Genomic DNA, 13,074 nt, shown 5'->3' on the forward strand with positions numbered 1-13,074 from the left:
CCGCATGGATGCGGCGACCGAGCTTACAGGGACGTACTTGCAGCGTCCCCTGCGCAGCCCACCCCCCCCGGCCAAACCCCGCAATCCCACCGCAACGATCAGCCACGAGGGGCGCCGCCGTTCGCAGCCTTCGGCGCAGCCGCACGTGCGCGTTACGGGTCTACCACGGGCGCCGGCTCCGCGGCGGTATTCACCCGCGCGATCACCGACATGCCCGGGCGCAGTCGCGCGGCCAGTTCCTGGTCGGGGTCGATCGAAATGCGGATCGGCAACCGCTGCACCACCTTGGTGAAGTTGCCGCTGGCGTTGTCCGGGCGCAGCACGCTGAATTCCGAACCGGTGGCCGGCGCGATCTGTTCCACATGGCCGTGCAGCACCTGGCCCTGGAAGGCATCCACGGTAAACGTGACCGGCTGGCCGATGCGCATCTGCCAGGTCTGGCCTTCCTTGTAGTTGGCCACCACCCACAGCGTGTCGGGCACCAGGAACAGCAGCTGCGAACCGGCCGCCACGTACTGGCCCACGCGCACGCTGGCCTCGCTGATCTGGCCATCGCGCGGGGCATGGATGACTGTGTTGGCCAGGTCGATGCGCGCCAGTTCCAGCTGCGCCTGCGCGCTTTCCACCTGCGCTTCCAGACCCTTGCGCGCCACCTGGGTGGATACCAGGGTTTCCTCGGCAATGCGGATCTGTGCCTGCGACTGCTGCACGCTGGCCTGGGCCGAGGCCTGGGTGGTGCGGAACTTGTCGCGGTCGTTGATTGACACCAGCTGCTGCGCGGCCAGCTCCTCGTAGCGCTTCAGCTCATTGCGCGAGCGCTGCAGTTCCGATTGCCCGGCGGCCAGGGTGGCACGCGCCGAGCCGATCTGCGCACGGTTCTGCGCCTGCGACTGGTCCGAATTGGCCAGCGCGGCACGCGCGCTGTCCAGCGTCGCCTCGGCCTGCGCCACCTTCTGCGCGTAGATGCGATCGTCGATGCGCAGCAGCGGCTCGCCCTGTTTCACGTGCTGGAAGTCCTTCACCAGCACCTCGGTCACGTAGCCGTTCACCTGCGGCGCCAGCACCGTGATCTGCCCACGCACATAGGCGTTGTCGGTCACCATCACGCTGCTGGTGAACGGCCACAGGTGCCACGCACGCAGGATCAGCGCGATGCCCAGCAGCGCCACCACGATCATTACCACCACGCTGCGCGCGCTGGGCCGCAGGTACTTCGGCGCGGCGGGCGCGGCAGGTGCCGCCGGTGCTTCCGGTGCCGACGCGGCATCGGTGGGTGGCGGCGGGGTCACGTTGTCGGCGCTGTCAGCGTCGTCGGGGCGGGGCGGAACGGGAGACATGGCAGGGTACTCAGGGCGGCGCTGCGGCATTCGCAGCGGTGGCAACGGGGTGGCGCTTGCGCCATTGCTTCAGCACGGCGGTGCGCAGTGACAACAGCAGCAGCCAGGCCAAGAAGCCGATGGCCAGCCAGCCACTGAGGGTGAACACATCGTTGAAGCCGCGCACATTGGCTTCGCGCCGCGTGGTCTGCGCCAGCTGTGCGCTGCCCTGTGCGCTGCGCAGCACCGGGTCGGTGATCTGCGCCGCATACACCTGCTGCTGGATGCGCAGGCGCTGCGCCACCACCGGGTCGGCAGGATCGAGCTGGCTGGTCAGCGCGCTGGAATACAGTTGTTCGCGGTGCAGCTGGAAAGTGCCCAGCACCGCCGAACCGGCCAGCCCGCCCAGGGTCTGGGTGATCGACAGGGTGACCAGGAAGGTGATCATGTGGTCCACGCCCTGCTTCAGCGCAGCGGAGATGCCGAGCATGATCAGCGGGCCCATGAACATGCCTGCGCCCACCGAAGCGAGGAACTGGCTGACGTAGAAATCATGCGGGCGGTCCAGGCTGGTGCGGTGCTGGTCCAGCACCGCGGCCGTGCCCAGCAGCAGGATGGCCATCAGCAGCTGCGGGATCAGCCGCTTCGGCCCGAAGGTCAGCGAGGCCCCGGCGATGCCGGTGATCACCCCGGCCAGGATCACGCCGAACAGCGGCCGCATCTGGTCAGGGCCCATGCCCAGCGTGCGCATCAGGCTCACCACACCGTAGGACTGTTCGGTGGTGAGGAAGCGGATCAGGAACGCGCCGACGATGAAGTGCAGCACCGGCAGGGTGGACAGCCAGCGGATCTGCAGCAGCGGGTTGCGCCGGTAGTGTTCGATCACCAGTGCGGTGGTGGTCAGCGCGATCGACGCCACCAGCGCCCAGCCCAGCCACGCGGTGTCCAGCCACCAGCGCGTATAGCCCTGCGCCAGTACCACCACCAGCAGCGCCACAGCCGGCGCCAGCAGGGCGAAGGTAAGGAAATCCAGCGGCTCGAACGCCTTGATCTGCACGCCCGGCGGCAGCTTCAGCAGCACCACCGCGGCGAATGCGCACAGCGCCAGGCCGGCTTCGAACGAGTACAGCTGGTGCCACTGGCCGGTATCGACCAGGGTGGGCGAAACGATCCAGGCGATCGGCACCGCCAGCTGTGACAGACCCACGCCGACCACCAGCAGGTTGCCGGTGAAGCGGCGGGGCAGGGCCTGCAGCATGTACAGCGTGCCCAGGGTGGAACAGGCGGCGCCGGCGAAACCACTGGCGGCGCGGGTCAACAGGGTCGTTTCAAAGCTGCCCACGAACAGATGCAGCACGGCCAGCGCCGCATACAGGCCAAGGCCGATTTCGGCGAACAGGCGGATGCCGTACTGCTGGCGGAACTTGAAGGCCAGCAGGTTGGCGGTCACGTTCACCATGGCGTAGGCGGCCACCAGCCAACCGCCCTGGGTAGGCGTAAGCGCCAGCTGGCCCTGCAGGAACGGCAGGTTGGCGGTCACCAGCGCATTCCCCAGACCACCGGTGATCGCCACCAGCAGCGACACCAGCGCGTAGGCCGCCCGCCGCTGCGGCGGGTGCCAGGGCATCGAGGCCGAGCCCGGCATGGTCGGCTTTTCGTGCTCCTCCCAATCCGGAATCGGTTTGAGATACGGCTGCACCATCAGCGGTCTCCGCTGGCTGCTCCCTGAAGGCCCCCGCGCAGCAGCTGCAGGGCGCGCCCGGCCAACTGCGCGCGTTCTTCGCGGGTCTTGCCGCGCAGGGCTGCGCCCAGCATGCCCGAGATCAGTGAAATATCCGTCTTCTCCAGATCCGGCCGGCACAGGCCGGCGGCCTTGGCGCGCGCGATCGGCGCTTCCAGCAGGTCGCGCACGGTCTCGCGGGCGATGCGCATGGCCGCCACGTCCGAATCCACCGCGCGCCAGTAGTCGGCCAGCGCCGGCGAATCGATGATGCGCTGGGCCATGCCTTCGAACACTTCGAACAGGGCGTCATCGCGGTCGCCCAGTTGTTCCACCTGGCGACGGATGCGGTCCACCGTGCGCTGCAACAGGGCCTGGATCAGGGCGGTGCGGTCGGGGAAGTTGCGGTACAGGGTGGCGCGGCCCACCTGGGCGCGTTCGACCACCAGGTCCAGCGGCGCGGTTACGCCGTGTTGGCCGAACACATGGTCGGCGGCATCGAGGATCAGGGCCCGGCGGGCGGCAGCATCAGCGCGTTGTGCGGTCATGGCTTCATTTTCGGACAAGATTGTCCGGTTGGCGAGACGTTCAGTGACGGGATTGTCCGTTTGTTGCTCTACGCACATCTTTGTGAGGATGGCGTGAAGGATTGCGCGCCATGGAAAAGGGGCCCGAAGGCCCCTTGGATGCTTGCCGCGTTGTAGCGGGGTCAGAGCCCTTTCCTGCGGAAAGGGATCCGACCCCGGGATCAGCAGATCCACGCCATGCGTGGATGGCCGGTCAGAAGTACGCGCGAATACCGAACGCCACACCACGGCCCGGCAGCGGCGAGTAATCCCGCAGCAGCGAGGTGTGCGGACGCACTTCGCGGTTGGTCAGGTTGCTGCCGTCCAGGAACACCTCGTAGCTGTTGCTGTCGTTGCGGTCCCAGCGGTAGGCGAAGTGCGCATCGACCAGGGTGTAGCCGTCGCTCGGTTCCTCGTTCTGCGCCACGTCCTTCTGCCGGCTGTAGCGCACCGCGCCCACCGACGCGCGCCAACCATCCTTGGCCCAGCGCAGGTCCGCGCCCACGCGTGCCGGGGCGATGCGCGGCAGGTAACCGGTGTTGGCCAGTTCCACGGTGTAGTTGTGGTTGTGGTCGCCGTGCGGCACCGCCAGCGCCAGGTTGCGGCTGCCGCTGCCGTCCAGCTTGGCCTGCACGTAATCACCGAACACGCGCAGGTCCCAATCGCCGGCGCCGCCCTCGAACAGGTGCACCAGTGCTTCGGCCTCGGCGCCCTTGAACACCGCGTCCTGCTGGGTCCAGGCACGCACCGGCAGGCTTTCGGTCACGCCGGTGTCGGCCAGGTAGATGAAGTCCTTGAACTTGGTCTGGTAGATCGCGGCAGAGAAGTCCAGGCGCTCGCTGTGGGTGTGGATGCCCAGCTCCACGCGCTGGCCGCGCTCGGTCTTCAGGTTGGCATCGCCGATTTCCAGCGAACGGGTGGCGATGTGCGCGCCAGCCGCATACAGCTCTTCATTGGTCGGTGCACGCTCGGAACTGTCCACGCCGATGCGCAGGTCCACCGCATCGTTGAGCTTCCAGATGCCGGCCGCGGACAGGTTGGTGGCATCGAACGAGCGGCGGCGGTAGTCACCGGTCGGGTCCAGCTTCACCTGGTCATGGCGGCCCCCCAGTTCCAGCTTGAACGGGCCGAACTGCTTTTCCTGCAGCACGAACAGGCCGACGTTCTTCGTGTTGGTGTCCGGCACGAACGCCTCTTCGCCGCGGGCGCCGAAATCGCTGTTGCCGAACTGCAGGCCGAAGGCGCCGTCCCAGCCACCGATCTGCTGCTGCACCGCTTCCAGACGGGTTTCAATGCCACGGTTGGTGAAACGGGTGGACGGCGTACCGGCTTCCAGCTCCACGTGTTCGTAATCGGTGTAGGCCACGCGCGCGTTGACGTTCTTCAGGAACGACACCGGGTTGTAGATGCCTGCCTTGGTTTCAAAGCGGTTCTGCACCATGTCGATGCGCACGTCGTGCTCGTCACCTTCTTCCTCTTCGCCATGGTCGTGGTCGTGATCATGGTCGTGCTCATCGCCCTCGGCATGCACGTGGGCGCCGTTGGGAATGCCGTAGTTGGTGCGGTAGGTGCTGGCCGACACGCCGAAGTAGCCGCCTTCGCCCAGCCAGGTCGCGCCCACGCCGCCGGCGCGGGTACGGATGGAGCTGTTGTCCAGACGGCCGCGGCGCGGCTCTTCGCCTTCTTCGCCGGCGTGGTCATGGTCGTGGTCGTCGTGGTGGTCTTCCAGGCTGTCGATCACCGCATAACCGGGAATGCGGTAGTCGTCGCCGTTGCGCACCAGGCCGTCGACATGCAGCACCACGTTGCCGCTTACGCCGTCCAGGCGGAACATGCCGCTGCGTTCGTCGTTGACCGAGTTGCCACGCAGTTCGGCGCGGCCGCTCAGCGGGCGGTCCGGCAGGTCACGCGCGATGCGGCCATCGACCACGTTCACCGCGCCGCCGATCGCGCCGCTGCCGAACAGCAGGGTGGCCGGGCCTTTCAGTACTTCGATCTGGTCGGCCAGGAACGGTTCGATGCTGGTGGCATGGTCGGCGCTGACGGTGGAGGCATCCATGTTGCCCATGCCGTTGGACAGCACGGCCACGCGCGGGCCTTCCTGGCCGCGGATGATCGGGCGGCCGACGCCGGGGCCGAAGAACGTGCTCTGCACGCCGGGCAGCTTCGCCACGGTGTCGCCCAGGGTGCCGGCCTTCTGTTCGTCCAGGCGTTCGCCGGTCAGCACGTCTACCGGGCGTGCCAGCGACTCGGCATCGCCCTGCAGCGGCGAGGCGGTGACCTGCACCGAAGAGAGCTCGGTCAGGTGGCGGTCACGTTGGCCAGCATCGTCGCCGGCGGCGAACGCAGCCGACGGCAGCAGGGCGGCGAGGGCCAAGGCCAGGGAATGCGGCTTCAACCGCGGGAAATGGGCAGACATCGGCAAGTCCTTTGTTACTTTGTATCAATCGGGTGGCGCACGTATCCCGTCGAAGGACAGGGGGAGGGAAACCGTGCGGGGCAGGAGTGAATGTTATATTATTCCATAACGATTCGCCGACCCTGCTGGAAGTCATGTCCCTGTCCTCCTCGTTCCGCCGCCTGCTCGATCGCTTTGGTGCCACCGGTTCGATGCTGTGCGCCGCGCACTGCGCGGTCATTCCGGTGCTGCTTGCGATGGCGCCTTCGCTGGGCCTGTCGTTCTGGCTGAGCGACGGGGTGGAGATGGCGCTGGTGGTGTTCGTGACGCTGCTGGGGCTGTTCAGCCTGGTCATGGGCTACCGCCGCCACGGCGCGCTGCGCGCGCTGGGCTTCCTGATTCCCGGCCTGGTGGCACTGTGGGCGGGCGTGCTCTACGACCCGCTGCACCACAATGCGGTGCCGCATGCAGTGGTGATGACCCTCGGCGGCCTGCTGGTGGGCGTGGCGCACCTGGTGAACCTGCGCCTGAACCACGGCCACGTCCACGACGCCAGCTGCGCGCACTAGGCGCGTCGTGATAGGCTTTCTGATCGTGCGCGGGGGCGCCCAGCAAGGCGGCCCCGCCGAACCCGTGTCAGTACGGGGTAACCAGATTTCACACTTGAGGAGTTGAAGACATGGGTAAGGGTGACCGCAAGACCGCCAAGGGCAAGCGCTACAACGCCAGCTACGGCAACGCCCGTTCGCACACTGCGAGCAAGGTCGCTGTAGGCGCCGCCGCCCCGGTTGCCAAGAAGACCGTGGCCAAGGCTCCGGCCAAGAAGGCTGTGGCGAAGAAGGCAGCTGCCAAGGCCTGATCCGGCCGGCGGTTGCTTGAAGAAAACGCGGCGCCTGGCGCCGCGTTTTTTTTGCCCGGTGTTGCTGCCGCTGCGCTCGCCGGGCCATGCCCGGCGGATGCTGCGCCGTCAGCGCAGCGCTTTCTTCAACGTCTCGGCATCGCCGTCGTTCGGCGCCGCCGGCACCTGCAGCAGATGCGCCAGCAGCGGGTACACATCCACGTTGTCGAACCCGTCGATCAGCAGGCCCTGCTGGAACGAAGGGCCGCGCGCAACGAACACCGCGCGCATGGAGGGCAGGGCATTGTCGTAGCCATGCGAGCCGCGGTCCTGGTGGTCGCGCTTGGCGATACGCTCGGCGCGCAGTGCATCCCAGCCTTCATCCATCTGGCAGACGATGGCCGGAACGCGAGGGTGGCTGCCGTAATGCCAGCGCGGCGGCAGCGCCTCCTTCTTCCAGCATTCGTAGTGTGCGTGGCGGCCCAGCAGCGCTTGTTCGGCCTGCGTTTCGCGGCCGGTCACCGGCTCGAAGCCCACCGACTGGCCCTGGCTGACGTTGCGCGCCAGTGACGGATCGACCATCGACTCGGTGGCGATCACCTGGCCTTCCGGTACCGACGCCATGCCGTGGTCAGAGACCACCACCACGTTGGTCGACGCCGCCAGCCCCTGTGCGTCCAGGCCGTCGAGCACCTGGCCGATCACCTGGTCGGCCAGCACGATCGCATCGGCATACTGCTGCGAATCCGGGCCATGGTTGTGCCCGGCCTTGTCCACGTTTTCCATGTACAGCGTGGTCAGGCGTGGCGCATCGGCATCGGTCTGTGCCAGCCAGTCCAGCACGGTCTGCGCGCGTTGCTGCAGCGGCTCTTTACTGTCGTACACCTGCCAGCGGCTGGGCCGGGTGCCGTCGATCTCGGCCTCGCTGCCGGGCCAGGAGGTGGTGGCGGTGCGCACGCCCACTTTTTCCGCGCCGACCCAGATCGGTTCACCGCCCCACCAGTGGCTGTTGGTCACCGCCTCGCGGTCGCCCAGGCTGAAGCGCCCCAGCGCGGGGTCTTCCATGCTGTTGTTGACGATGCCGTGGTGGTCCGGGCGCAGGCCGGTGACCAGGGTGTAGTGGTTGGGGAAGGTCAGCGACGGGTACGACGGGGTCATCCAGCGTGCGCGCACGCCGCCATCGATGATGCGCTGCAGGTTCGGCGTCAGCCCACGATCCAACGCATCGGCGCGCAGGCCGTCGATGGAAATCAGCAGCAGCTTCGGTGGCGGCGCGTCGGCGCGCGCAACTGGCGCGGACGAAGAGGGCGTGGTCGTGCAGGCGGCTAGGGGCAGCAGCAGCGCCAGCGAACAGGTCAGGCGTACGGAAGTCATCGCGACATGATAAGCGGCGGCAATGACGTGCCCAAGACACGGCGTGCTGTCGCACGCCGTGTCCGCGGCATGAAAGTGATCCACGCACGGCGTGGACCTACCGGCCAGCGGGGTCGGATCCGTTTCCCACAGGGAAACGGCTCTGACCCCAGCGGAGGACGCCTGATGCGGCCACAGCGTGTCGACCAAGGTCGACACCTACCAACAGCCAACCAACCCTCACGCAAACAACGGTGCCTGCCGCTGCTCCAGTCGCAGCAGTGCCGCCTTGGTTTCCAGGCCGCCGCCGAAGCCGGTGAGCGTGCCATTGCTGCCGATCACGCGGTGGCAGGGCAGCACGATCGGCAGGGGATTACGGCCGTTGGCCGCGCCCACCGCACGGGTGGCCGTGGGCTGGCCCAGGTGCTGGGCCAGCTGCAGGTAGCTCCAGGTCTGGCCGAACGGGATGACCGCCAGCGCCTGCCACACACGCAGCTGGAACGGCGTTCCGCGCGGCGCCAGCAGTAGATCGAAGCGGCTGCGTTCGCCGTGCAGGTACTGCAGCAACTGTTCGCGTGCCTGCGGCAGCGCACCCGGCGCGTACTGCCAGTCGCCGCGCCCGCGTGCCGGGTGTCGGTTTTCCGGAAACAGCACATGGGCCAGGCCATGCTCGTTACCGGCGATGGTCAGCTCGCCGATCGGGCTGTCGAAACGATCGAACAACAGGGTCATGTCGGTTCTCCAACAAAGGTGCCGGACAGGTGCCACAGGTGCAGCACGGCATAGGCGCGCCACGGTCGCCACGCCTGCGAGCGGGCCTCGGTGGCGCGTTCGCTCAGGCGCTGGCCCTGCGCATGGCCGAGCACCTGCTGCAGCACCAGGTCGCCGGCGGGGAACGCATCGGGTTGGCCCAGCCCACGCAGGGCGATGTACTGCGCCGTCCATGGGCCGATGCCGGGCAGGGCGACGCAGCGTGCAACGAATTCGTCCAGGGCCTGGCCTGGCCCGAAATCCAGCGCACCGCTGGCGCAGGCCGCGGCCAGCGCACGCACCGTGGCTGCGCGCGTGCGTGGCAGGCCGATCGATTCCAGCGGCGCGTCGGCCAGCACCTGTGGCAGCGGGAACTGGCGGTCGAATGCCGGCGGCATGCCCGGCAGGTGGGCGCCCCAGGCATCGACCAGGCGGCGCGCGAAGGTGGTCGCAGCGGCCACGCTGACCTGCTGGCCCAGTACCGCGCGCACGGCCACCTCGAAGCCATCCCAGCCGCCGGGTACGCGCAGTCCGGGGCGTTCGGCGATGCCACGGGCCAGCAGGGGTTCTTCGCGCAACGCGGCATGCACCTGCTGCAGGTCGGCATCCAGATCGAACACCCGGCGCACCCGGCGCACGATGTCGGGGATCAGGCGGGGGTCGACCGCGCCCATCTGCAGGCGCAGTTCGGGGCGCTTGGGATCGGCGGTTACCCGCAGCAGGGTGGGGCGTTCGGGCGTGCCCAGCACGCGCTGGTAGCTGTCGTCGTCGATCAGTTCGATGCCGGGCAGGCTGCGCTTGCGCAGGAAGGCCAGGATGCGCGGGAAATCCAGCGGCGGGCGGTAGCCCAGGCGCAGTACCAGGCCATCGTCGGCGCCAACCAGCGGGGCATGCTGGCGGCGCAGCGCGGTGGGCGGCATGCCGCAGCCCTGCAGGAAAGCGGTGTTGAAGCGACGCAGGCTGTTGTAGCCAGCGGCCAAGGCGACGTCGGTCACCGGCAGCGCGGTTTCGGTCAGCAGTTGCTTGGCCAGCAGCAGGCGATGGGTTGCGTGGATCTGCGCGGGCGTGGCGCCCAGGTGTTCGACGAACAGGCGTTGCAGCTGGCGTGCGCTCAGGCCCAGGCGGTGGCCCAGTTCGGCCATGGACTGATCCTGCAGGAAGCCGTTGTGGATCAGGGCCAGGGCGCGCTGCACGGTCTGCCCCGCCAGGGCCTGCTGCGCCTGCGGCGCCAGTTCGGGGCGGCAGCGCAGGCAGGGCCGGTAGCCGGCGGCGGCGGCCGCGGCGGCCGTGCGGTAGTAGCTGATGTTGCGCGGCTTCGGCGGTGGCGCCGGACACACCGGGCGGCAGTAGATGCCGGTGCTGCGCACGGCGGTGAAGAACACGCCGTCGAAGCGCGCATCGCGGGCCAAGCGAGCGCGGTCGCAGGCGGCGGTGTCGAGGGCGGGGGAGCTGTCCATGCCGCCAGTCTAGGCTGCGGTGGGGGTGGATACTCGCCATTTTCGGACATGGATGCTGAAGGGGGGGGCGGCAGGGCTGCGCCCTGCACCCGCTGAATCAACGTCAACGTCAACTTCAAAAGCGGGCTATCCGTGGGATGGCGGGGTGGTATGGGCAGGCGGGACACGCCGTAAAGCCTTCCATGGGGGCTCGTAGGCGCCATCCATGGCGCCTGCGGTCCCGCCTGCCCATACCACCCCGCCTTCGACAGATGGCTGCGATCTGACGGAACGGCACGCGGTCGGATCCCGTTGCGCAGCAACGGGCTCTGACCCCGGATCTGACCGCCAGTCAGTAGATCCACGCCATGCGTGGATGCGTTCCCCAGGGTCACCATGGGTTCAGTGGCGCACGCTGAATGCGCGGCGTTGGCGGGTAGACTGTGGCTCTCGCTTCCCTCGAATACCGGTTGCCCGATGTCTTTCCGATTCCGCTGGTTGCCCCTGTTATGCCTGGCCCTTGCCGGCTGCAAGCAACTGGAAAACCCCGGCAACGTGACCGCGGCCGACAAGGCGACGCGGGCACCGGCCAGCGATGGCGAGAACATGGTGTCGATCAATGCCGCCGATGCGCCGCCGCCGCCGGCACCGCCGCGCAGTCGGGCGGACCGGCCGTGGGCGGCGGCGCAACTGGAAAACGGCAATGCCTGGATCAGCTGCAGTACCGACTACGCCGGTGAGGGTGGCGATGGTGTGGCGCTGGAAGGGCTGGGGCGCGATCAGATCCAGCAGGCGCTGGCGCCGTGCGCCGAGCGTGGGCTGCTGCGCGTGCGTTACGCCGGCAAGATCAATCCCGGTTTCGCCGAACTGGTCTGGCGCCTGGCCGTGGTGGCCGACGCGCTGAAGATCCACAAGCGCATCCTCGATCTGGATTCCAGCGGCGGCCAGGTGGAATCGGCCATCGTGGCCGGCGACAGCATCGGCGAATCGGGCTGGACGATCTGGGTGCGCGAAGGCTCGATCTGCCACAGCGCCTGCGTGTTCGTGCTTGCCGCAGGCGACAACCGCCTGCTATCGGGCAAGGTCGGCATCCACCGCATGATGCGCATCAGTTCCAAGGCGACCTCGCGCGCGGAACTCAACCGCGAACTGCACGAGGTCTATGACAACGTGAAGGATTACCTGCAGCGCAACGGCGTTGCCGTGGGCGTGGCCGATCTGATGATGACCGTGCCCAACCGCAGCCTGCGCCTGCTCACTCCCGAGGAGCTGCGCCAGTTCGGCCTGGATGGCACCAACGCGGTGCAGGACGATCTGGAGCGGATCAAGCAGATGCGCACCTGCGGCGATGATTTCGTGCAGCGCAAGGATGCCTTCCTGGTCGCCTTCGACCAGCAGTGCAAGCGCGAGGGCGTGGACATGGAATCGATCAACAGCTGCGGGCAGGCGCTGAAAGAGCGCTTCGGCTTCCCCGATCCGGTGTGCCCGGAAGAAAGTCCGTTGTCCGAGATCGACGTGGCCACCCTGCCGCCGGCGCCTCCCGAGCCGCCGGTGGCCGAGCAGCCGCCGGCCGCGGGTAGCGGCGGCGCACCCGCCGAGGCCGAGGCCGCTGCAGTGGAAGCCAGCAGTACTACGCGCTGACGAGCCGATCACCGTGCTGGCGTAGACTGCGGTTCCATTCATTGAACCGGCGGTGGCCATGAAGCGCGCGTTCCTGTTGCTGTCCCTGTTGCCCCTGGCTGCACTGGCGCAGGCACCTGCGCCGGCCACGCCCGCACCGGCACCGGCGCGCCCGGCACCGGCCACGCCGGCCGCCGCCAAGCCCGCCACCGCGGCCGCGCCGACGCTGACCCCGGCCCAGCAGGCCCAGGTGCAGAAGCAGGACGCAGAAATGACCGCCGCTGCGCTGAAAGCCGCGCAGCTGGTCGATGGCAATCGCGCCGGTGAACTGTGGGACGGTGCTTCGGTCGTGGCGCGCCGCGCCGTTCCCAAGGCTGCTTTCGTCAGCCAGCTCACCGCCGACCGCACCCGCCTGGGCGCCCTGGCCGGGCGTGGCCAGCCCAGCGTGACCCGGGTGAAGTACGGCCCCGGCGCGGCCGTGCCGGAAGGGCTGTACATCAACGTCAGCTTCCCCACCCGCTTTGCCAGCAGCGCCCAGCCGGTGCGCGAACTGGTGTCGTTCCGTTTCGACGAAGACCAGACCTGGCGCCTGGCCGGCTACAGCCTGCGCGCTTCCGCTCCCTGACGGAGATCGAACATGGCGACCGAACTGACGATGCTGGCCTGGGCAATGCTGCTCGGCTTCGTGCATATCTTTGCCGCCACCGGTGCGGCCACCCGCGAGCGTGGCCTGAAGTGGAACGCTTCGGCCCGCGACGGCCAGAACGTGCCGCTGGGTGCGCTGGCGGCACGGCTGGCGCGGGCCCAGGCCAATTTCTTCGAAACCTTCCCGTTCTTCGCCGCCGCCGCTATTGCGGTGGTGCTGTCCGGGCGCAGCAGCGAGCACACCGTGCTGGCCGCGCAGGTCTATTTCTGGGCCCGCGTGGTGTACCTGCCGCTGTACGCCAGCGGTGTGCCGTATGTGCGCAGCCTGGTCTGGGTGGTGTCGATCGTGGCGGTGCTGTCGCTGGTGCTGGCCCTGCTGTAAGGCCGGTAGAGGGCAGGGGCCGGCTGCTGCGCTGATCCAGATCAAGGTCC

General features: G+C 68.2%; 12 protein-coding genes. 5 read left to right on the forward strand and 7 right to left on the reverse strand.

Translation table 11 applies throughout. The features are described 5' to 3' along the window. Positions 1-152: 152 nt before the first annotated feature. From C1932_RS06255 to C1932_RS06270, 4 genes are all read right to left on the reverse strand, one after another. A complete protein-coding gene (locus C1932_RS06255; protein ID WP_108763365.1) occupies positions 153-1,337 on the reverse strand; it encodes an HlyD family secretion protein in 1,185 nt (394 codons plus the stop codon). A 10-nt stretch (positions 1,338-1,347) separates the two neighbouring features. After that, positions 1,348-3,018 (reverse strand): MFS transporter, encoded by a 1,671-nt coding sequence (locus C1932_RS06260; RefSeq protein WP_108761571.1) that lies wholly within the window; start codon positions 3,016-3,018, stop codon positions 1,348-1,350. Then, positions 3,018-3,584: a TetR/AcrR family transcriptional regulator gene (locus tag C1932_RS06265; protein ID WP_108752554.1), complete on the reverse strand. Its 567-nt coding sequence runs from the start codon at positions 3,582-3,584 to the stop codon at positions 3,018-3,020. The genes C1932_RS06260 and C1932_RS06265 overlap by 1 nt, the downstream gene beginning before the upstream one ends. A gap of 232 nt (positions 3,585-3,816) precedes the next feature. Next, positions 3,817-6,021 carry a TonB-dependent receptor gene (locus C1932_RS06270; RefSeq protein WP_108761572.1) on the reverse strand — a complete coding sequence of 735 codons (2,205 nt, stop codon included), beginning with the start codon at positions 6,019-6,021 and terminating at the stop codon, positions 3,817-3,819. 134 nt (positions 6,022-6,155) lie between these two features. On the opposite strand from C1932_RS06270, the gene C1932_RS06275 reads away from it, so the two are divergent. Together C1932_RS06275 and C1932_RS06280 are read left to right on the forward strand one after the other, a co-directional pair. Next, entirely contained in the window at positions 6,156-6,569 is a 414-nt protein-coding gene (locus tag C1932_RS06275; RefSeq protein ID WP_108761573.1) for a MerC domain-containing protein, read from the forward strand. Positions 6,570-6,679: 110 nt separating this feature from the next. Further along, on the forward strand, positions 6,680-6,859 hold the full coding sequence (locus tag C1932_RS06280; protein ID WP_108749022.1) for a 30S ribosomal protein THX: 180 nt from the start codon (positions 6,680-6,682) through the stop codon (positions 6,857-6,859). 108 nt (positions 6,860-6,967) lie between these two features. On the opposite strand, the gene C1932_RS06285 is transcribed toward C1932_RS06280, so the two are convergent. The 3 genes from C1932_RS06285 to C1932_RS06295 all read right to left on the reverse strand — a co-directional run bounded on the left by C1932_RS06285 (position 6,968) and on the right by C1932_RS06295 (position 10,398). Continuing rightward, a complete protein-coding gene (locus C1932_RS06285) occupies positions 6,968-8,212 on the reverse strand; it encodes an ectonucleotide pyrophosphatase/phosphodiesterase (protein WP_108761574.1) in 1,245 nt (414 codons plus the stop codon). Positions 8,213-8,431: 219 nt separating this feature from the next. Further along, on the reverse strand, positions 8,432-8,923 hold the full coding sequence (locus tag C1932_RS06290; RefSeq protein WP_108761575.1) for a methylated-DNA--[protein]-cysteine S-methyltransferase: 492 nt from the start codon (positions 8,921-8,923) through the stop codon (positions 8,432-8,434). Next, positions 8,920-10,398, reverse strand: coding sequence for an AlkA N-terminal domain-containing protein (locus tag C1932_RS06295; protein ID WP_108761576.1), 1,479 nt, complete (start codon positions 10,396-10,398; stop codon positions 8,920-8,922). Before C1932_RS06295 ends, C1932_RS06290 begins: the two co-directional genes overlap by 4 nt. Positions 10,399-10,854: 456 nt before the next feature. Here C1932_RS06295 and C1932_RS06300 point away from each other — a divergent pair, with 456 nt between their 5' ends. From C1932_RS06300 to C1932_RS06310, 3 genes are read left to right on the forward strand one after another with little or no spacing between them, the layout of a single operon-like run. Beyond that, positions 10,855-12,018: a hypothetical protein gene (locus C1932_RS06300; protein WP_108761577.1), complete on the forward strand. Its 1,164-nt coding sequence runs from the start codon at positions 10,855-10,857 to the stop codon at positions 12,016-12,018. Positions 12,019-12,076: 58 nt separating this feature from the next. Next, positions 12,077-12,622, forward strand: a complete 546-nt coding sequence (locus C1932_RS06305; RefSeq protein WP_108752561.1) for a DUF4019 domain-containing protein — start codon at positions 12,077-12,079, stop codon at positions 12,620-12,622. 12 nt (positions 12,623-12,634) lie between these two features. Further along, positions 12,635-13,024, forward strand: a complete 390-nt coding sequence (locus C1932_RS06310; RefSeq protein WP_108761578.1) for an MAPEG family protein — start codon at positions 12,635-12,637, stop codon at positions 13,022-13,024. Positions 13,025-13,074 lie beyond the last annotated feature (50 nt).

The sequence above is a fragment of the Stenotrophomonas sp. YAU14D1_LEIMI4_1 genome, from assembly GCF_003086815.1.
Classification (GTDB): domain Bacteria; phylum Pseudomonadota; class Gammaproteobacteria; order Xanthomonadales; family Xanthomonadaceae; genus Stenotrophomonas.